The organism is Flagellimonas sp. (assembly GCF_965222555.1).
In the GTDB taxonomy this organism is placed as follows: Bacteria; Bacteroidota; Bacteroidia; order Flavobacteriales; family Flavobacteriaceae; genus Flagellimonas.
The window spans coordinates 1,164,009-1,184,590 of sequence record NZ_CBDCUG010000005.1 but is presented as its reverse complement, the minus strand read 5'-3'; the positions used below and the strand labels follow the sequence as shown (position 1 = coordinate 1,184,590).

At 39.6% G+C, this 20,582-nt stretch carries 22 protein-coding genes; 20 read left to right on the top strand and 2 right to left on the bottom strand.

Annotation, left to right across the window (positions count from 1 at the left end; all coding sequences use genetic code 11):
• Positions 1-62: 62 nt before the first annotated feature.
• From ACOQO1_RS13770 to ACOQO1_RS13680, 19 genes are all read left to right on the top strand, one after another.
• The gene (locus ACOQO1_RS13770; protein WP_420604335.1) at positions 63-2,573 is read left to right on the top strand and encodes a tetratricopeptide repeat protein; all 2,511 of its coding nucleotides are present in this window, start codon (positions 63-65) and stop codon (positions 2,571-2,573) included.
• Between the two features lie 7 nt (positions 2,574-2,580).
• A complete protein-coding gene (locus tag ACOQO1_RS13765) occupies positions 2,581-3,012 on the top strand; it encodes a bactofilin family protein (protein WP_420603458.1) in 432 nt (143 codons plus the stop codon).
• The gene (locus ACOQO1_RS13760; protein WP_097044397.1) at positions 2,990-3,220 is read left to right on the top strand and encodes an AtpZ/AtpI family protein; all 231 of its coding nucleotides are present in this window, start codon (positions 2,990-2,992) and stop codon (positions 3,218-3,220) included. The genes ACOQO1_RS13765 and ACOQO1_RS13760 overlap by 23 nt, the downstream gene beginning before the upstream one ends.
• Complete coding sequence (locus ACOQO1_RS13755; protein WP_420603457.1) at positions 3,217-3,627, top strand: DUF6168 family protein; 411 nt, start codon at positions 3,217-3,219, stop codon at positions 3,625-3,627. The genes ACOQO1_RS13760 and ACOQO1_RS13755 overlap by 4 nt, the downstream gene beginning before the upstream one ends.
• A gap of 101 nt (positions 3,628-3,728) precedes the next feature.
• Positions 3,729-4,865, top strand: a complete 1,137-nt coding sequence (atpB, locus tag ACOQO1_RS13750; protein ID WP_420603456.1) for a F0F1 ATP synthase subunit A — start codon at positions 3,729-3,731, stop codon at positions 4,863-4,865.
• Positions 4,866-4,897: 32 nt separating this feature from the next.
• Positions 4,898-5,089 carry an ATP synthase F0 subunit C gene (atpE, locus tag ACOQO1_RS13745; protein WP_045801726.1) on the top strand — a complete coding sequence of 64 codons (192 nt, stop codon included), beginning with the start codon at positions 4,898-4,900 and terminating at the stop codon, positions 5,087-5,089.
• An 83-nt stretch (positions 5,090-5,172) separates the two neighbouring features.
• Positions 5,173-5,673, top strand: coding sequence for a F0F1 ATP synthase subunit B (locus tag ACOQO1_RS13740; protein WP_420603455.1), 501 nt, complete (start codon positions 5,173-5,175; stop codon positions 5,671-5,673).
• Positions 5,674-5,676: 3 nt separating this feature from the next.
• Entirely contained in the window at positions 5,677-6,216 is a 540-nt protein-coding gene (atpH, locus tag ACOQO1_RS13735) for an ATP synthase F1 subunit delta (RefSeq protein ID WP_420603454.1), read from the top strand.
• A 2-nt stretch (positions 6,217-6,218) separates the two neighbouring features.
• Entirely contained in the window at positions 6,219-7,799 is a 1,581-nt protein-coding gene (atpA, locus tag ACOQO1_RS13730; protein ID WP_420603453.1) for a F0F1 ATP synthase subunit alpha, read from the top strand.
• Between the two features lie 77 nt (positions 7,800-7,876).
• Positions 7,877-8,737: an ATP synthase F1 subunit gamma gene (gene atpG / locus ACOQO1_RS13725; RefSeq protein WP_420603452.1), complete on the top strand. Its 861-nt coding sequence runs from the start codon at positions 7,877-7,879 to the stop codon at positions 8,735-8,737.
• Between the two features lie 168 nt (positions 8,738-8,905).
• Positions 8,906-10,456 (top strand): arylsulfatase, encoded by a 1,551-nt coding sequence (locus tag ACOQO1_RS13720; protein ID WP_420603451.1) that lies wholly within the window; start codon positions 8,906-8,908, stop codon positions 10,454-10,456.
• A gap of 160 nt (positions 10,457-10,616) precedes the next feature.
• Positions 10,617-12,086 (top strand): lipopolysaccharide biosynthesis protein, encoded by a 1,470-nt coding sequence (locus tag ACOQO1_RS13715; RefSeq protein ID WP_420603450.1) that lies wholly within the window; start codon positions 10,617-10,619, stop codon positions 12,084-12,086.
• Complete coding sequence (gene dut, locus ACOQO1_RS13710) at positions 12,076-12,510, top strand: dUTP diphosphatase (protein ID WP_420603449.1); 435 nt, start codon at positions 12,076-12,078, stop codon at positions 12,508-12,510. Before ACOQO1_RS13715 ends, dut begins: the two co-directional genes overlap by 11 nt.
• A 34-nt stretch (positions 12,511-12,544) precedes the next feature.
• Positions 12,545-13,561, top strand: a complete 1,017-nt coding sequence (locus tag ACOQO1_RS13705) for a sugar phosphate nucleotidyltransferase (protein WP_420603448.1) — start codon at positions 12,545-12,547, stop codon at positions 13,559-13,561.
• Positions 13,562-13,596: 35 nt separating this feature from the next.
• Complete coding sequence (locus tag ACOQO1_RS13700) at positions 13,597-14,073, top strand: hypothetical protein (protein WP_420603447.1); 477 nt, start codon at positions 13,597-13,599, stop codon at positions 14,071-14,073.
• 5 nt (positions 14,074-14,078) lie between these two features.
• A complete protein-coding gene (locus ACOQO1_RS13695) occupies positions 14,079-14,999 on the top strand; it encodes a tetratricopeptide repeat protein (protein WP_420603446.1) in 921 nt (306 codons plus the stop codon).
• On the top strand, positions 14,999-15,784 hold the full coding sequence (locus tag ACOQO1_RS13690; protein WP_420603445.1) for a DUF4292 domain-containing protein: 786 nt from the start codon (positions 14,999-15,001) through the stop codon (positions 15,782-15,784). The genes ACOQO1_RS13695 and ACOQO1_RS13690 overlap by 1 nt, the downstream gene beginning before the upstream one ends.
• Before the next feature lie 67 nt (positions 15,785-15,851).
• Entirely contained in the window at positions 15,852-17,009 is a 1,158-nt protein-coding gene (locus ACOQO1_RS13685; RefSeq protein WP_420603444.1) for a murein hydrolase activator EnvC family protein, read from the top strand.
• Positions 17,010-17,012: 3 nt separating this feature from the next.
• Positions 17,013-17,849: an aldo/keto reductase gene (locus ACOQO1_RS13680; RefSeq protein WP_420603443.1), complete on the top strand. Its 837-nt coding sequence runs from the start codon at positions 17,013-17,015 to the stop codon at positions 17,847-17,849.
• Between the two features lie 4 nt (positions 17,850-17,853).
• On the opposite strand, the gene ACOQO1_RS13675 is transcribed toward ACOQO1_RS13680, so the two are convergent.
• The gene (locus tag ACOQO1_RS13675) at positions 17,854-18,366 is read right to left on the bottom strand and encodes an acyl-CoA thioesterase (protein WP_420603442.1); all 513 of its coding nucleotides are present in this window, start codon (positions 18,364-18,366) and stop codon (positions 17,854-17,856) included.
• A 58-nt stretch (positions 18,367-18,424) separates the two neighbouring features.
• Positions 18,425-19,369 (bottom strand): SPOR domain-containing protein, encoded by a 945-nt coding sequence (locus ACOQO1_RS13670; protein ID WP_420603441.1) that lies wholly within the window; start codon positions 19,367-19,369, stop codon positions 18,425-18,427.
• Between the two features lie 105 nt (positions 19,370-19,474).
• Between ACOQO1_RS13670 and dprA the strand changes: the two genes are divergently transcribed.
• Complete coding sequence (gene dprA, locus ACOQO1_RS13665) at positions 19,475-20,581, top strand: DNA-processing protein DprA (RefSeq protein ID WP_420603440.1); 1,107 nt, start codon at positions 19,475-19,477, stop codon at positions 20,579-20,581.
• The last annotated feature ends 1 nt before the right edge of the window (position 20,582 follow it).

The following is a 20,582-nucleotide window of genomic DNA, read 5'->3' as shown; positions in this document are numbered from 1 at the left end:
CACGATTACCTATAATTTTGAAGCTTCAACACATATTCTTTATAGCAATTATTCTGGGAGGGATGGTTTTTAACGCTTGTTCTACCAAAAAGGACAAGTTTATGAATCGCAATTGGCACGCCCTAAACACCAAATACAATACGTTGTACAATGGCAATATTGCCTTTGAACAAGGTAGGGAAGAACTCAATTCAAGTTACAGGGACGACTATTGGGAAGTATTGCCGGTAGAACGTTTGGAAGTAACCGAAGAGATAAAGCTGGATTCTGAGGATAACAACCCCAACTTTATCATTGCCGAGGAGAAAGCCACCAAGGCTATCCAAAAGCACAGCATGGACATCAAAGATGAAGAACGGAACCCGCAGACCGATGAAGCATTTTTGCTATTGGGCAAGGCACGATACTTTGACCAACGTTACATTCCGGCTCTCGAATCTTTCAATTATATCCTTAGAAAATATGTGGAAAGCGATAAATTAAACGAAGCCACCATTTGGCGGGAAAAAACGAATATGCGCTTGGACAATCCCGAGCTGGCCATCAAAAACCTAAAAAGACTCTTCAAGTTTGAAACCTTAAAAGATCAGGAATATGCAGATGCCAATGCGGTGTTGGCCCAATGCTTTATCAACTTAAAAGCAAAGGATACGGCCATTCAAAAACTAAAAATCGCGCAAGCGTACACCAAAAAGAATGCTGAAAGAGGGAGATACTTGTTCATTATTGGGCAGTTGTACAACCAAATGGGTCATAAGGACAGTGCCAATTATGCTTTTGATAAAGTAATTGCACTGAACAGAAAGTCGCCACGCGTGTATATGATCAATGCACATCTGAAAAAGATTCAGAACACGGAGATTACGGATACCAATCGCGAGGGACTCTTGGAATATTTGACGGACTTGGAAGAAAACAGGGAAAACCGCCCTTTTTTGGATAAAATCTATCGTGAGATAGCACAGTTTCATCTGGCCAACCAATCGGATAGTTTGGCGATTGTGTACTACAATAAATCGCTGAGGGCCAACAACGGAGCGCGCAAGTTGAACGCGCTTAACTATCAGAGTTTGGCGGACTATAACTTTGATCAGGATGAATACAAAACAGCTGGGGCCTATTATGACAGCACCCTAACAAATCTTGCTGAAAACACCAGAAAGTATCGCCGAATTAAAAAGAAGCTGGACAATTTGGAGGATGTGATCAAATATGAGGATATAGTGCAGCATGCAGATAGTGTTATCACCGTTTATGAAATGCCGGAAGCGGAACGCAAGGTCTATTTTGAAGACATTATTGCCGAATTGAAACGCAAAGATGAAGAAGCAGCCCAAAAGGAATTGGAAAGGACCACTGCCGGATTTGCCGCTTTTGCAGAGACCAAGGGAGGAAAGGAGAACAAAGGAAAGTTCTACTTTTATAACATTACCAGTCTGGGGTATGGCAAGAACGACTTTAAAACGCGTTGGGGCACTAGGCAACTGGAAGACGATTGGCGCTGGAGCAATAAAGCAAGAACATTAATATCTGAGGCTACTGGGGAAGAAGTTACCACAAATGCGCAATCCCTTGATAATATCCCTGATGATAAAAAGTACTCTTTGGAATTCTATTTGGAACAGATCCCTACGGATGTTACGGTGATTGACAGTTTGCGTGGAGAACGAAACTTTGCCAATTATCAATTGGGATTGATTTATAAAGAAAAATTCAAGGACAATCTATTAGCTGCTGCCAAGTTGGAACGGGTTTTGGCTTCCAACCCAGAAGAAAGATTGGTGTTGCCATCCAAATACAACCTCTTCAAGATATACGAGGAATCGGAAAGTCCGTTAGCTGCATCAATGCGACAGGATATCATTACGAATCATCCAGATACCCGATATGCAGAAATTTTGCTGAATCCGCAAGCCGTACTGGAAGGGAATACCGATAGCCCAGATGCACGCTACGCGTCCCTGTACAAGCTATATCAGCAACAAGAATACCTTCAGGTAATTACCCGATCCCAAGAGTATATCAACAAATTTACCGGAGACCCCATAGTTCCAAAGTTTGAAATGTTGAAGGCCAATGCCATTGGGAGACTTCAAGGATTTGAACCCTTTAAGGAAGCCCTCAACTATGTTGCGCTCACCTATCCCAATAATCCAGAGGGAAAAAAGGCAGAACAAATGGTGGCCGATCAATTGCCAAAATTGGAGACCAAGGAATTTTCACCAGAAACAGGATCCACCGGCGCAAGCAATTGGAAAGTAGTTTTTCCTTTTAAGATAGCCGACAACGAAAATGCTCTGAAGCTTAAAAAGCGTTTGGAAGAATCCATAAAAGACCTTAAGTATAAAAACATTGTTTCCAAGGACATATATAATTTGGAAGACCAGTTTGTGGTGGTACATGGCTTTAGATCCAAGGATTTTGCCTTGGGCTATACCGAACTCATAAAAAAGAATAAGGACTACCGAATCAAAGATGAGAATTTTGTAGTTTTATCAAACAATTACAAAATCATCCAGGTTCACAAGAATTTAGAATCATACAAAGAACATATTTCAACCCCAAAACCCTAAGAACACCATGTTTTCAGACAACAAAAAACCTCGCCCTATGACAGAATTTGGAGGACAACCCAACAGAATTGAGAAGAACACGAAGATAAAAGGAAACATTACTTCCGAAGCAGATTTTAGAATTGATGGAAAGCTGGAAGGTAATGTAAAAACATCCGGAAAAATAGTGATTGGCAAAGATGGCTACATCAACGGAAAAGTAGAATGCGTAAATGCCGATATTGAAGGTAAATTCAATGGAGAGTTAGCTGTTAAAGACTTGCTTTCACTTAAAGCTTCTGCCATAATTGAAGGCACCGTAAGTGTTTCAAAATTGGCCGTAGAACCAGGAGCAACATTTAATGCTGCCTGTACCATGGGCAAGGGAGCCGTTGAAGCCGCTTCCAGCTCACCAAAGCTACAGTCCACAAAAACAAATGAACCAGCAAAAGTCTCCTAAAAAGAAAAACAATTTTAAGAATGCCGCAATGCTCTCGGGCATTGCTTTTGAAATGGGCGCAATTATTTTTTTGGCCGTTAAAGGCGGAAAATGGTTGGACGCCCACTACCAAAACGAAAAGAATATTTTTACGGTAATTGCCACTTTATTGGGAGTGGCAATTTCTATTTGGGTAGTTTTGCAACAACTAAAACGAATCAAATATTGAAGCCCAAGCTCAATTTTCTCACTCAATTTTTAGTGCTTTTGGTCCTATTGTTGGTCATTTCATTTGGATTGCACATTCTTGTTTTATCTGCTAAAGCCCTGCCCGTTTTTGACAATCTTATAGTTCGTTCCTATGTAGTAAATGGACTTTTAGCGGCAATTATCTTTGTATTGCTCTACAAGTTTCGTCAAAAATTGAAAAACCAGATTGGTTTTTTGTTCATGGGGGGGAGCCTCTTAAAATTTGCATTTTTCTTTCTTCTGTTCTACCCTACCTATAAAAGTGATGGGGACATGTCTGGCTTAGAATTTGCCGCTTTTTTTATTCCCTATGCGGTGGCGCTTTTTTTGGAAACATTTTACACCTCTAGAATGCTTAAAAACTTAGAGGAAACCGCCAAAAAATAACGCTCTCAAGATCCTCAAAAATAAAAGTTTGAAAGCTTTTTTCTTTTTGTAAGAAAGACTTACATTTGCACCGATTTTGAGAGACCGATATTTTGAGCGAAATGCAAAAAACTTTTTTTAAGGGAATACTCGTTGTAACAGCACTATTGTTAGGTCAGTTCACTTTTGCAAGTGAAAAAGAAAACGAGGCCGGGGATCACGGCAAAGATCTTAAGACTGAAATTAAGGAATACATCTCCCATCACCTTCAGGATTCACACGACTTTTCATTGTTTTCTTACACCAAAGAAAATGGTGAACATAAGTATGTTGGATTTCCATTGCCAGTTATTTTATGGGATAATGGATTAAAGGTTTTTTCATCTTCCAAATTCCATCATGGAGAAACCTTGGCGGAGGTCGATGGAAATTATTATAAGCTTTATCACAGCAAAATCTATAAAACGGACGCAGAAGGTGCCATCAATTATGATGAAGACCATCACGCAACCAACATAAAACCTTTGGATTTTTCGATCACAAAGAATGTGGTCATGATCATTGTTACTGGATTGTTAATGCTTTGGTTGTTCACCAGCTTGGCAAAATCCTACACAAAAAACAATGGCATTCCAACCGGAGCTGGACGTTTCTTTGAGCCGATTGTGATGTATATCCGAGACGATATTGCTAGACCTAATATTGGGGAAAAGCGATACAGAAAGTACATGCCTTTCTTGTTGACCATATTTTTCTTTATCTGGTTTTTGAACATTTTTGGGTTGACCCCACTTGGTATAAATGTAACAGGAAACATTGCGATAACAGTTTCTTTAGCGTTGATGACATTTGTGATTACCAATGTAACTGGAACCAAGGATTATTGGATGCACCAGTTTGATCCGCTAGGAAAGTCATTGCCATGGTACGGAAAAATACCATTGTACATCATTTTGGTCCCTATTGAATTGTTGGGATTGATCATTAAGCCATTCTCACTATTGATTCGTTTGTATGCCAACATGCAGGCGGGGCACATTGTATTGATGAGCTTGATCGGTTTGATGTTCATATTTAAGAGTTGGTTGGGAAGTCCATTATCCTTCGGATTGGCCTTTGCAATTTCATTGATTGAAGTATTGGTAGCATTGCTACAAGCATATATTTTCACCATGTTAAGTGCATTGTACTTTGGATTTGCTTCAGAGGACCATCATGAGGAAGGTCACGAAAACGATCCAGAGTTGGCACATTTATAAGATTGAATTTTTAATTTTTAAACTAGATAGATATGGAAATTCCAGTAATGGTAGGAGCAGGTTTAGTTGTTATCGGTGTTGGTCTTGGTATTGGTAGAATCGGTGGTTCTGCTATGGAGGCTATTGCACGTCAGCCTGAAGCTTACGGAAAAATCCAAACAGCGATGTTGATTGCAGCAGCGTTGATTGAAGGTATTGGTTTCGCTGCACTTTTCGCAGTATAATCAAAACATCTAAGGCAAATGGCTGTAACGGTTGGTTGCAGCCCTTGCTTTGTTTAAAAATGTATACAAATTAGAAAGTAATTATGGCAAAGTTATTAGAAGAGTTTTCGTTGGGACTGTTTTTCTGGCAAACACTATTGTTCGGACTATTGTTGTTCCTTTTGTGGAAGTTTGCATGGAAACCTATCCTAAACGCAATCAATGATCGTGAGGAAGGTATCAAAAATGCTTTGGATGCAGCCGAAGAGGCCAAAAAAGAAATGCAGAATGTTACTGCAGATAGCGAAAAGCTATTGAAGGAAGCTAGAGCTGAAAGGGAGGCTATGTTGAAGGAAGCTCGTGAAATCAAAGATAAGATTGTTGCCGATGCCAAGGAACAAGCCCAGGTTGAAGGGGATAAGTTGGTAAAGCAGGCACAAGCCACTATAGAAAGTGAAAAGAAAGCTGCAGTTGCTGACATCAAAGAGCAGGTGGCAAATCTTTCCATCGATATTGCGGAAAAAGTAATCAAAGAAGAATTGTCCGATAAAAAGAAGCAGCAAAAGTTGGTTCAGGATATGTTGGGCGATATCAAATTGAACTAAGAAATGAACGAGAGTAGGGCAGCCATACGCTACGCAAAAGCAACCTTGGATTTCGCTATCGAAAAGAAAGCGGCAGATGCCGTTGAAAAAGATATGCGGGAGATTTCAGCCACAGTTTCCGAGAACACGGAACTTCAAAATCTTTTGGAGAGTCCAGTGGTAAAAGGAGAGGTGAAGAAAAATTCCCTGCAACAGATTTTCAAGGGGTCCAATGAAATTACCAAAGGTCTTATCGGAACATTGACCGATAACAAGCGAATTGCATTATTGCAAGAGGTGGCCTTAAAATATATCATTCTACATGAGCAGTTAAAAGGAGAGGACGTAGCTTATGTTACTACTGCAGTTCCTTTGACTGGCGATCTTGAAAAAAAGATTTTGAGCGAGGTGACCAAAATTACAGGCAACAAGGTCACCATTGAAAATAAGATTGATGAAAGCATCATAGGAGGATTTGTACTTCGCGTGGGCGATTTACAATATGATGCCAGTGTTGCCAACAAATTGAACGGATTAAAAAGAGAATTTACAAATAGTCTATAAAAATGGCAGGAGTAAAAGCCGCTGAGGTATCAGCAATTTTGAAAGAACAATTAGCAGGTTTCGAAGCTACCGCTTCCTTGGATGAGGTAGGTACCGTATTACAGGTAGGTGATGGTATTGCCCGCGTGTACGGACTTTCCAATGCTCAATATGGTGAGCTTGTGGAGTTTGATGGTGGAATGCAGGGTATTGTTTTGAACTTGGAAGAAGATAACGTTGGTGTGGTATTGTTGGGACCATCCAAAGAGATTTTGGAAGGAGCAACCGTTAAGAGAACACAACGTATCGCATCTATCAATGTTGGTGAAGGAATTGTTGGCCGTGTGGTTGATACTCTTGGTAACCCAATAGATGGAAAAGGACCAATTGCTGGTGATACTTACGAAATGCCATTGGAGCGTAAGGCCCCTGGGGTTATTTACCGTCAGCCGGTAAACGAACCGTTGCAGACAGGGATCAAGGCGGTTGATGCCATGATTCCAATCGGTAGAGGTCAGCGTGAGTTGGTTATCGGTGACCGTCAAACTGGGAAAACTACCGTTTGTATCGATACCATCTTGAACCAAAAAGAGTTTTTCGATGCTGGTGAGCCAGTATATTGTATTTATGTGGCTGTAGGACAAAAAGCTTCTACGGTAGCCGCCATTGCAAAGACATTGGAAGACAAAGGAGCTTTGGCCTATACAACTATTGTTGCGGCTAACGCATCCGATCCTGCTCCTATGCAGGTATATGCTCCGTTTGCAGGTGCTGCGATTGGAGAGTACTTTAGAGATACAGGTCGTCCAGCTTTGATCATCTATGATGACTTATCAAAACAGGCGGTTGCGTATCGTGAGGTATCACTTCTTTTGAGAAGACCTCCAGGTCGAGAAGCATATCCTGGTGACGTTTTCTACTTGCACTCAAGATTGTTGGAGCGTGCTGCAAAGGTTATCGCTGATGATGATATCGCAAAGGACATGAACGATTTACCTGATTCTCTTAAGCCAATGGTAAAAGGTGGAGGTTCTTTAACAGCACTTCCAATTATTGAAACACAAGCAGGTGACGTATCGGCATATATTCCAACCAACGTAATTTCTATTACGGACGGGCAGATTTTCTTGGAGCAAGATTTATTCAACCAAGGTGTTCGTCCAGCGATTAACGTAGGTATCTCTGTATCCCGTGTTGGTGGTTCCGCTCAGATTAAATCCATGAAAAAAGTGGCAGGTACCTTGAAACTGGATCAAGCACAGTTCCGTGAATTGGAAGCGTTTGCCAAATTCGGTTCTGATTTGGATGCTGCAACCTTGAACGTTATTGAAAAAGGGCGTAGAAACGTTGAGATTTTGAAGCAGGCACAGAATGATCCATTTACGGTGGAAGATCAGGTAGCTATCATCTTTGCAGGTTCCAAGAACTTGTTGAGAGATGTTCCTGTGGAGAAGGTAAAAGAGTTTGAAACTGATTTTATTGAGTTCTTGAACGCCAAGCACAGAGGTGTTTTGGATACCTTAAAGGCTGGAAAATTGACCGATGAGGTAACAGAAACCTTGACTTCGGTTTGTAAGGACCTTTCAGGAAAATATAGAGCATAAATGATTGTCATTCCTGCGAAAGCAGGAATCCTTAACAAATAGATTCCGCATTAGGTGCGGAATGACAAACAAAAAGAATGGCAAACTTAAAGGAAATACGAAATAGGATAGCCTCGGTGTCTTCAACCATGCAGATTACCAGTGCCATGAAAATGGTATCTGCTGCAAAGTTGAAAAAGGCCCAGGATGCCATTACAGCGATGCGACCCTATGCAAATAAGCTTACTGAATTACTGCAGAGCCTTAGCGCAAGCTTGGATGGCGATGCCGGAAGCAAATTTGCAGATAACAGGGCTGTAAACAAAGTTTTGGTGGTGGCCATTACCTCCAACCGTGGATTGTGCGGTGCCTTTAACTCCAATATCATTAAACAATCCAACGTATTGTTGGAAGAAACCTACGCGGGGAAGCAGGTTGATTTTATTGCGATTGGAAAAAAGGGGAATGATATTCTAGGAAAAAAAGGAAATGTAGTTGCAAATCACAGTGCTGTTTTTGATGATTTGACCTTTGACAATGTTGCGGAGATTGCTCAGGACCTAATGAATCATTTTACCGAAGGTGACTATGATAAAATTGAGTTGGTCTACAACAAATTTAAAAATGCAGCTACCCAAATTGTGATGACAGAGCAGTTTTTGCCTTTGGTTCCAGTTGAAGGAGATGCTTCAGGCGCTGCTGATTACATTTTTGAGCCGTCAAAGCCCGAGATTGTAGAGCAATTGATTCCAAAATCATTGAAGACACAATTGTACAAGGCTGTTCGTGATTCTTTTGCCAGTGAGCACGGAGCGCGTATGACAGCAATGCACAAGGCAACTGACAATGCCACAGAGCTTAGAGATCAATTAAAATTGACCTATAACAAAGCAAGACAAGCGGCCATTACCAATGAAATATTGGAAATTGTTGGTGGTGCTGAGGCACTGAACAATTAGGCGGAACAAAGTGAAGCCAAATATCTAAGGTGCAGAAGCACTTAACAATTAATACGATCACACTGGGCAGTTGCTCAGAATACAATATTGAAACGGTGCAATTCTTTAAAAGGGTTGCGCCGTTTCTTTTTTGTTTGGATTTTTACAACGACATCAAATGCGGTAGTAATGGGAAAGCACAAACATAGATGGATTCTTAAACTTCTTTTGTTAGGGTTGATTTTTAACTCTTGCAAACCATCGCCTCCTAATGAAGAGAATGATCAACCCAATATTGTATTGATTTTGGCAGATGATTTGGGATGGTCAGATTTGGGCAGTTATGGAGGCGAAATCCTTACCCCTAACTTAGATCAACTGGCCACAAATGGAATACGGTATACCCAGTTCAACAACACTTCAAAATGTTTTCCATCCAGAGCATCATTGCTCACGGGTCTTTATGCGCATCAAGTTGGGTTTGCAAAGACACATACCAATCCTATAAAAAATGCTATTACCTTAGGTGAGTTATTAAAATCTGTTGGTTATAGGACATTGTGGTCTGGCAAGCATCATGGCATCGAAAATCCCTTGTCCAAAGGATTTGACAGGTACTTTGGATTACTGGACGGGGCATCCAACCATTTTAATCCAGGAATACAGAGAGAAGGGGAAGCAATACCTGCGCAGAAAAGGCCAGATAGGACATGGTATATCGATTCAACCATGCATCGCCCATATACTCCAAAAAAAGAATTTTATACTACAGATGCCTTTACAGATCATGCTTTGGATTGGATAGATGAATATAAGGATGAGACCTCTCCCTTTTTTCTGTATTTGGCCTATACGGCACCTCATGATCCCTTAATGGCGTGGCCAGAGGATATTGCAAAATATCGTGGGAAATATAAAGTAGGTTATGACGCAATCCGAAAAGAAAGGATTAGGAAACAAAGGGAAATGGGACTTTTGCATGATAGTTCCATGATTTCCGATCCAACTTTTGAGGAGTGGACTTCACTTTCACCGGAAGAGCAGGACAGAGAAGATTTGCGAATGGCTGTTTACGCTGCCATGATAGATAGAATGGATCAAAATATTGGGAGAGTCATCCAAAAATTAAAGATGTTGGGCAAACAGGATAATACCCTAATTATTTTTGTGTCGGACAACGGCTCTTCCAGTGAAGTGGTAAAAATTGGTGGGAACGGTGAAATTGGTACTGTTGGTCATTGGGAATCATTGGGAAAAAATTGGGCCAATGTTAGTAACACTCCATTTAAATTCTATAAAAATTATAGCTATCAGGGTGGTATTGGAACCCCATTGATTGTTTCTTGGCCCAAGGGAATAGAACAAGTAAATACAATAAATGGTTCCGTAGGTCATTTTATTGATGTGTTACCCACTTTAATGGACGTAGCGGGAGCATCCTATCCAAAAGAATACAATGGGAAAGCAGTAGAACCTTATGAAGGAATCAGTTTTTTACCCACTTTTTCGGGATTGACCATAAAAAGAGAGAAGCCGTTGTACTGGAAATGGTCTGATGGTAAGGCCATGCGTAAAGGAGATTGGAAAATAGTTTCCGAAGGGACAGACACGCCTTGGGAATTATACCATCTTGGCAATGACCCTAATGAGACCAGGAATTTAGCCCATGAAAACCAGGAAGTGGTAAGGCAATTGGACTCGCTTTACCAAATTTGGCAATCAACACATGAGAATTATTAGCCGCCGTAATCGAAATTAGAAAGTAATTTTGAGGTATTGCACTAAACGCTGCCAGACTATCAGGAGAACATCTTTTGTACAAAGAACCTTAATACCTATTTTTATAGAATGGTTCTGCCCTTAAAAAATTCAGGGTGATCTTGTTAACCCTTTTTTTTCATTGAATTTGCTCAAAAAGCTTTTTAAACAAACTTTTATTTACGGCTTGGCAACGGTTTTGCCCAGGGTGATTTCTTTTTTTCTGCTTCCATTGTACACTTCCATTTTCGAAAATGCTTCAGGATATGGGCAGTATACCAATATCTATTCTTGGATTGCCATTTTCAATGTGTTTTTGGCCTATGGGATGGAAACGGCGTTTTTTCGCTTTTACCATAAGGGAGAAAACAAAAGTACCATTATATCTACCTCTTTGATTTCACTTTTATGTTCCTCCCTACTGTTTTTGGTACTGGCACTTTCCATGAAGGAAACATTGGCAGAGCTTACCAACATAAATATCGATTACATAAAATTCACTTCCTATATTTTGGTTTTGGACGCCCTGGTGATTATTCCATTTGCATTACTTAGGGCCAAGGAAAAACCAATGAAATATGCATTTATTAAGATAATAAATGTTGTCATAAACCTTTCGTTCAATGTCTTCTTCCTGTTGATTCTTCCAAAAATGGCACAGGAGGGGAGCAGTGGTTTCTTTAACAGTATTTACAAAGAAGGTTGGGAAATCCAATACATCTTTGTTTCCAATATCATTGCCAGTGGACTTACATTGTTAATTTTATTGCCAACATATTTTAAAGTATCCTATAAGTTTGATATGGGCATTTGGAAACAGATGCTCAAATATGCAGGTCCGGTAATGGTGGCGGGGGTGGCGTTCACCGTCAATGAGGTTTTTGACAAGATTTTATTGATAGAAATTTTACCCGAGGATATAGCCGAAACACAAGTTGGGATATATGGTGCATGTTACAAGCTTGCGCTTTTTATGACCCTATTTGGCACCGCTTTTAGAATGGGGATAGAACCATTTTTCTTTAGCCATGCAAAAACGGAAAAACCGCAAAGAACATATGCCCAAATAACCAATTATTTTGTAATTCTGGGCAGTATAATATTGCTCGGCGTAGTGGTTTTTGTAGAGGTACTGGGAAAACTATTTCTTGGAAGCGAAGTATATTGGGAAGGTCTCGATATAGTTCCCATAATATTGTTGGGGAGTTTTTGTTTGGGAATCTATCATAACCTGTCCGTGTGGTATAAGGTTACCGATCAAACCAAGTTTGGCGCATATATTTCCTCAATTGGTGCTCTGATCACATTGATCATCAACATTGGGTTAATTCCTAAAATTGGATATATGGCTTCTGCTTTGGCAACCTTGATCGCTTATGGAAGCATGATGTTATTATCCTACTATTTCGGAAGAAAGTACTATCCAGTCCCGTACAATATGCGCAAGATTGTTTTTTACCTATCTGTTTCAATTGTGTTTTCAGCACTTTCCTTTTATGTTTTTCACAGAAATTTAATAGCTGGCAGCATACTACTTTTGTTATTTTTGGGGTTAGTTTACAAAATGGAAGGAGACAAATTAAAAGCCATATTTCTACAACGTGAAAATTAAGATAATAAACAAGTCAAACCATCAGTTGCCCCATTACGAAACACCTGCTTCTGCAGGGATGGATTTAAGGGCGAATATAGAGAATCCCATTACGCTAAAGCCATTGGAGAGGGCGATTATCCCCACGGGTCTTTTTATTGAACTGCCTGTTGGATATGAGGCTCAAGTAAGGCCACGTAGCGGTCTGGCTGCAAAAAAGGGAATCACCGTATTAAATGCCCCTGGGACTGTCGATGCTGATTATCGTGGTGAGATAGGGGTTATTTTGGTGAATCTGTCCAATGATGATTTTACCATTGAAAATGGTGAGCGCATTGCCCAAATGGTCATAGCCAAACATGAACGTGCTGAATGGGCTCAAACGGAAGTCCTGTCAGAAACAGATAGAGGCGCAGGAGGTTTTGGAAGTACTGGAGTACAATAAAACTAAACACTAAATACGTTATACTAAAAAGCTTATGAAAATTATAGTACCCATGGCGGGAAGAGGTTCCCGTTTGAGACCACATACGTTAACGGTTCCAAAACCTTTGATTCCGGTTGCCGGAAAGCCAATTGTACACCGATTGGTTAGCGATATTGCCAAAGTATTGGGCGAACCCATAGATGAAGTTGCCTTTATTTTAGGTGACCCTGCCTTTTTTGGGGATGATGTAGTGGAGAGTTTAATGCAATTAGCGGAAAGCCTTGGCGCTAAGGGCTCAATTTATAGACAGGACGAACCTTTGGGAACAGGACACGCTATTATGAGTGCCAAAAATTCTTTGAGCGGTCCTGCTGTAATTGCGTATGCGGATACCTTGATTCGTGCAGATTTTGATTTGGATAAAACTGCGGATAGCGTAATCTGGGTCAAGCAGGTGGACAGACCGGAGGCTTTCGGGGTGGTTAACCTGAACGAACAAAACGAAATAGTGGAACTCGTTGAAAAGCCACAAGAGTTTATCTCAGATTTGGCGGTGATAGGAATCTATTACTTTAAAGATGTTGGGGTGCTTAAAAATGAACTGCAATATGTTTTGGACAACGAGATCATAAACGGGGGAGAATATCAGATTAACGATGGTATTAAACGGATGATGCAAAAAGGCATGAAATTTGTCCCTGGAAAGGTTGATGAATGGATGGACTGTGGAAATAAAAATGTAACGGTGGAAACCAATCAGCGCATGCTCAACTTTTTGGAAAAAGACGGGGAGGGATTGATTGCAAACTCAGTCAAAAAAGAGAATGCTAATATTGTTGAACCCTGTTTTATTGGTGAAAATGTGGTGTTGAAGAACACTACGGTTGGCCCATATGTTTCGGTAGGAGCAGATACCATATTGGAAAATTCAACGATTAAGAATAGTTTGATACAAAGCAGTAGCGTTATTAAAAATGCCAATTTGGATAATGCCATGATTGGCAACCATGTGGTCTTTGATGGTAATTTTGAAACCATAAGTATTGGCGACTACTCAGTTATGGAATAATTGTTGTAATCAATTCACATGTAAATTATAATGTGATGTTGCAACGCGAATGCATATTGAGTCTTATCATCTGCTTTAGCTTTTTATATGTGAAAGGTCAGTTGATAAAAGAGCGCGATTTAGAGTTTATTCAGAATGAATGGGCGATATCTCGCCTTGAATCTGATGAGAATAAGATTGTTTATAGGGTTAAAAACCATTTTTTCGTTAATAATAATTATTATGAAGCATCATCTACTTCAACATTTTCTGAAAAATACATTGTAAGAAATGCAATCAATAGACCGAGAAGGATATGTGGAAATGAGTATTTCAGTAAAAACAATAAACAATCAGCCAAGCGTAACTTCACCTATAAAACAAAATGGGAATTGATAGATATAGGCGAATTACAAATCTTAAAAATCAGTAATCTTAAAGTGAATGACTTTGAAGAAGTAGTACTTTTGAAAGAAGAGTTTTTTGAACTAGAAGAACTTACTAAAGATAAAATGGTTTTGACTAGACTATAGAAGAAATGATTTGGCTAAGAAAAAATATAACTTTTTTTGTCTTTGGATTATTACTGGCCAATTTTCAAATCACTGCCCAAGAAGAAGAGCAAAGTGCCGAAGTTTTTTTGGAAGAATATACCGATGAGTTTCAAGAAAGCTTTTTTGAAGCCCTAAAACAAAAGGGAATCCAAAACTACGATAGGGCCATTGATTTGTTTTTGGATTGCAAAAATTTGGACCCTCTGAACAGTGTTGTTGATTATGAGTTGGGGAAGGCCTATTTCTTGGACAAACAATACGTTCAAGCGCAAGAGTACGCTATTAAGGCCTTGCTAACTGAACCAACAGATTTTTGGTATTTGGAAAGTTTGGTGAACATTCTGGAAAAACAAGGGAGTTCAGTGAACATTATTCAGCGGAGCATTCCTTTTGAGGATCGTAAGTTGCAGGAAAACCTTGCTGTGATTTATTTTAAAAAGAAAAAGTACCAAGATGCCTTAAAAGTATTGAATGGACTTGGCAATTCTAAATTTGCTTCTGATTTAAGCTTGAAAATCAATGATTCCCTGCAGAAAAGAAATGAAAAGGTGACTCCGGCTGTCGTAAAAGACCTTCCTAAGGAAGAAGATCCGGTTATGCAATATAAAAACAGGATAGAAGATCTGCTGGGAAAATCCGATTATGGACAGATGGAGATGGTATCAAAGGAAGCTCTGGATACTTACCCTTTGCAGCCCTATTTTTATTTTGCTTATGGCACAGCTTTGAATAGGAAGTCCAAACCGGCAAAGGCAGTGGAAGTATTGGAAAGTGCGTTGGACTATTTGCTGGATGATGATGTGTTGGCAAATAAAATTTATAAAGAGCTTTCAAAAGCCTGTACAGCAATTGGAAATACATCCAAAGCACAAGAATATTTGAATAAAGTAAAACCAGGTTTGTAATGGGTGGATTTCACTTACATATAATCAAAAAAACCATACCGGCGCTTTTAACAGTGTTGGTTTTCAGTGCTTGTAAATCCACAAAGGCCATAACAGGGGGTGAAGTGGATAGCAGAATTTCTGCCAAGCGCATCATAGAAAACCATTATGCAAATCAGACCGATTTCAAAACGTTGAGTGGACGGGTTAAGATTGATTATTCTGATGGCAAAAGCAACCAAGGAGTAAATGTTAGCTTAAGAATGGAAAAGGACAGGGTGATTTGGATAAGCGCTCCCCTAGGAATGGTCAAAGCACATATTACTCCAGAAAGGGTATCTTTTTATAACAAGCTTCAAAATGAATATTTTGATGGCGATTTTGGGTATTTGAGCAACCTTTTGGGAACAGAGCTCGATTTTAATAAAGTCCAGAACCTGTTATTGGGCGATGCCATCTATGATTTAAGGGATGGTAAATATTCTTCTGAAGTCAATGATGGTAAATATCAATTAAAACCTAAAAGAGCACAGGAGTTATTTAAGATTTTGTTTCAGGTAGAACCGAAAAACTTCAAAATTGCAACGCAGCAAATAGCACAGCCAGAAGAAAACCGACGGCTTCAGGCAGAATATACCTATCAGGATATTTCTGGTAAGGTTATGCCGAACGAAATCCACATTGTGGCACTGGAAAATAGGAACAGGACTACAATAGACCTAAGCTTTAAAAATGTCGAATTGAATAGGAATCTCAACTTTCCATATAAAATTCCAAAAGGATTTGATGAAATTATATTAAAGTAATATGATATATAAAACTTCATATTGTCTTTACTGCTTGATTTTTACACTATTTCTTTCAAGTTCATTGATGGCACAGACCAGTGAACAAAAATCTTTGGAGGCCAAACGTGAAAGATTACAAAATGAGATTAAGGAAATCAATCGATTACTCTTTGCCGAAAAGAAGGAAAAGGGAAATGTTTTGGACCAAATGCAAGCTTTGGACCAAAAAATAAATGTTCGGCAAGAGCTTATTCGCGTAACAAACCAACAATCCAATCTACTCAATAGACAGATCAACGTCAATATCAGAAGTATTAGCAAGTTAAGGGAAGATCTTAAGATTCTGAAGGAAGATTATGCCAATCTCATCCAGAAATCCTATCAGAACAAAACGCAAAGTAACCGATTAATGTTTCTGTTATCTGCAGATAATTTTTATCAGGCTTTTAAAAGACTCCAATATATGGAGCAGTACGCGAAGCACAGAAAAAAGCAGGGCGAGGATATCATTATTAAGACAAAGGAGCTGTCTGTGTTGAATAATGATCTTGTCGCGCAGAGAAAGTCCAAGGAACGTTTGTTAGCTGAAAATAGGAAGGTCAAAAAAGAACTTTTTGGAGAAATTGAAACCCAAAAGGATTTACTACGAAGCATCCGGCAAAATGAGAACAAATACACTGCCGCCATAGCTCAAAAAAGGAAAGAAGCACGTAAGATTGATCGTGAAATTGAACGACTTATTAAAAGTGCCATTGCCAGTACTAACAAAAAGGCCGGGAAATCCAGTAGAACTAAATTTGTGTTGACTCCAGAGGCTAAATTGGTGGCCAACAACTTTTCAGCCAATAAAGGAAAATTGATTTGGCCGGTGGAAAAAGGAATAAAAAGCCAGGGATACGGGGTATATGCAGACAAACTTTATCCCGGAATAAAACACCGTAACAACGGAGTCACTATTGCAACAGATCAAGGGAGTAAGGCCAGAGCTATTTTTGAAGGCGAGGTCATTGCGATTCTGACTGTTCCAGGAGGTAGTAGAGGAGTGCAGATCAAGCACGGTAACTATATAAGCACTTATTATAATTTGTCTAAACTATACGTAAAAAAGGGCGACAGGGTAGCTGTTAAGGAAGTGCTTGGCGATATATATACCAATCGGTTTGACGGCACAACAAAGCTTAAGTTCTATCTTTATCAGGATTCCAATAGATTAAATCCTGAAGATTGGATTTACCAATTATAACTTATGAGAACAATTTCTGATTTACAAGGAACATTTGAATTGAGCAATGGGGTTAAAATGCCCTATTTTGGCTTAGGGGTTTATCTATCTCAAGATGGAAATGAGGTGACCAATGCCGTCAAGGATGCTTTGAATCATGGATATCGACATATAGATACCGCATCTATTTATGATAATGAAAAGGGGGTTGGTGATGGAATCAGGGAAAGCAATGTTGACCGAAAAGATGTTTTTGTGGTCAGTAAGGTTTGGAACAACGATCAAGGATATGAATCAACCCTAAAAGCGTTTGATGATAGTCTTGAGCGTTTGGGATTGGATTACTTAGATCTTTATTTGATTCATTGGCCGAAAGGTGAAAAATCCAAGGAAACTTGGAGGGCCATGGAACGACTTTATGAAGAAAAGAAGGTCAGGGCCATTGGTGTCAGCAATTTTATGCAGCATCATTTGGAGGATTTATTGACCAGTGCCAACATTGTTCCCATGGTCAATCAAATGGAATTTCACCCATACTTGGTACAGCAAAAATTAATCGATTTTTGCCATACTAAAGGGATTCAATACGAAGCATGGTCCCCTATGATGCAGGGTAATATTTTTGATCTTCCCCAACTAAAGGAATTGGCCAACAAATATGGCAAGACAGTGGCCCAAATAGTGTTGCGTTGGGACCTTCAAAAAGGAGTCATTACCATACCAAAGTCCTCCAAAAAAGAACGAATTGTTTCTAATGCTGACATTTTTGACTTCGAGTTAAGCGAAACGGATGTTCAACTGATGGATAATCTGGATAGACAACAACGATTTGGCCCCGACCCTGATAATTTCGATTTTTAAATAGTTATGAAGTAAACAAGGCCTTGAGCTCAGTAGCTTTATTGGGTTCCATTTTACCCGCCAAAACCAAGCTCAACTGCTTTCGCCTAAGCGCTGCTTCAAAACGCTCTTTTTCCAAATCCGTTTCGGGCTTCAAAGGAGGAACTTCTGTTGGGATTCCCGTTTCATCCACAGCCACAAAAGTATAAATGGCCTCATTTGCCTTGGCGCGTTCTCCGGTAAAACGATCTTCCATCCAAACATCAATAAAAATCTCCATAGATGTTCTAAAAGCTCGAGAAACAGATGCTTCTACAGTGACCACACTTCCTAAAGGAACCGACCTATTGAATGCAACATGGTTGACGGATGCCGTGACGGTAATCCTTCGGCTATGTCTTCTTGCAGAAATACTGGCCGCCCTGTCCATACGAGCTAAAAGCTCCCCTCCAAAAAGATTGTTCAAAGGATTGGTTTCACTGGGTAATACCATATCGGTCATTACAGTACGTGATTCGCTTGGAGTTTTTGCGCGCATAAGATTTAAATTTTGCGCAAAGATATTGAAGTGGATATTGGTTTTAAAGAAAGAAAGATTATTTCTCTGATAGCAACCAGGCATCTGAAGATACCGTGCGTTTTATCTTTCTAAGAAACTTAAGTGCTTCCTTGGGATTTTCAAAGCTATCGTAAGCTACTTGGTGTAGCCCAAATTTATTTGTCCCCAGATAAAAGGCATTATAACCTTTCTCCTTAAGGAGGGCTACCTTTTTTTCTGCATTCTGCTCAACTCTAAAGGCACCGGCAATTACATGATGTTTTCCCAGTTTCTTTTTGTTGACCTTAATATTCAATGCAGGGAGTTCCAATGGCGCACTTTCAAAAAATGTTGCTTCCTGTATTAAACGGGAAACCTGTTGTTGTGCATCTTGCTGCACCGTAACTTGCTTTTGCTGAAGTTCATTATAGGTGCGATAGGATGTAGATCCCAAGGAAACCGCTAATAAAATTACAGCAGCATACTTTAACCATGGCCTAAAGGAAGATTGTTCTCGTTTTTCAGGAGTGATAATAAACGGAATCTTCTCTTCAATTTCTTCAACCTCTTCCTTCAAAACTTCACGTTGAATTGGAGTAGCGGCAAAAGCTGAGAGACCAAATGATGAAGTCAAATAATTGATTTTGTTTTCCGGTTGAAACTGAATCTTATGTTCACGATTTAACCAAAGCTTACCAATGCCAAAAAGTTCAATGCTATCCCCTTGCTGCAATCTTTTCTTCCAGTCTTTGGCAACACTTTCCACTTCTTCCAAAAGCTCCTCATACCCAAGATGCTTATTCTTGGCAATATGCGACACCAACAGACCATCATTTTCGGTAAGTTGTGCATTAAAGGATATGGTTTTTGTTGGAGGAATTAAAGTATTGGTCGCAAAATCGACTTCAGCGGACTTTCCATGTGCCAAAAAGGCACCAAATCCAGGGACTACAACACAATTGTAGTCGTAAAGTAATTTTTCTATGTAAGACTCAATCCGCATCGCCACAAATATTGCAAAAAAACCATCAGAACAAAATAGTGCTTGTCACTTTTTATTAACATTTGAATTTCGGTATTTTGTGAACAACTACATTCCCAAATCGAAATGACTGAACCTGAAATTATTGCGGCGCTACGGCTGCAGGCCATTCCAAATATTGGAGATATCACCGCTAAAAAATTAATTGCCCATTGTGGGAGTCCAAGCGCAATTTTTAAGGATAAAATGCGACACCTTCTAAAAATTGAGGGTATTGGGCAAATTACCTTAAAGGGACTGCACAATTCTGTTTATTTAAAAGAAGCTGAGGTCGAATATGAATATATGCGGAACAAGAAGATTGCTTTCTCCTATTTTGAAGATGAGGATTACCCCAAGTATCTCAAACATTGTATTGATGGACCCATACTTCTTTTTAGCAAGGGAAATATCGATTTGCAAAACAAGAAGATCATAAGCGTTGTTGGTACGCGGAACATTACAGGTTATGGCACTAAATTTTGTGAGGCTTTCATTGAAGCAATTTCTCCCTTAAATCCTATTATTGTTAGTGGTTTTGCCTATGGCGTTGACATCACAATTCAGAAATTGGCCATGGAGGCTGGACTGCAGACCATTGGCTGTTTGGCTCATGGATTGAATCAGATTTATCCAAAGGCACACAAGAAATATATATCGAAAATCCAGGAGAACGGAGGTTTTTTAACCGAGTTTTGGAGCACAAGTAATCCTGATCGCGAGAATTTTTTAAAGCGAAACCGGATTATTGCAGGATTGAGCGAAGCTACCATTGTAATTGAGTCTGCCGAAAAAGGAGGGAGTTTGGTCACAGCGGAAATGGCCAATGGATACAACAGAGAGGTTTTTGCGGTACCTGGAAGGGCAACGGACAAGTTCAGCAAGGGCTGCAATGACCTGATCAAACGGCAGAAAGCCCATATGCTTACTTCTGCTGCTGAATTGGTCTATCTTTTAGGGTGGGAGTTGGAAGACGAAAAGGAAGAATCTGCTGTTCAAAAACAATTGTTCGTTGATTTGGACAAAACAGAACAGTCTATCTATTCTTACTTGCAGATGAACGGTAAACAATTACTGGACACCGTTGCTTTGGAGTGCAAATTACCCATTCACAAAACATCATCCACACTTTTTAACATGGAAATGAAGGGGGTAATTCGGCCTTTGCCCGGTAAATTGTTTGAGGTGATTTAAG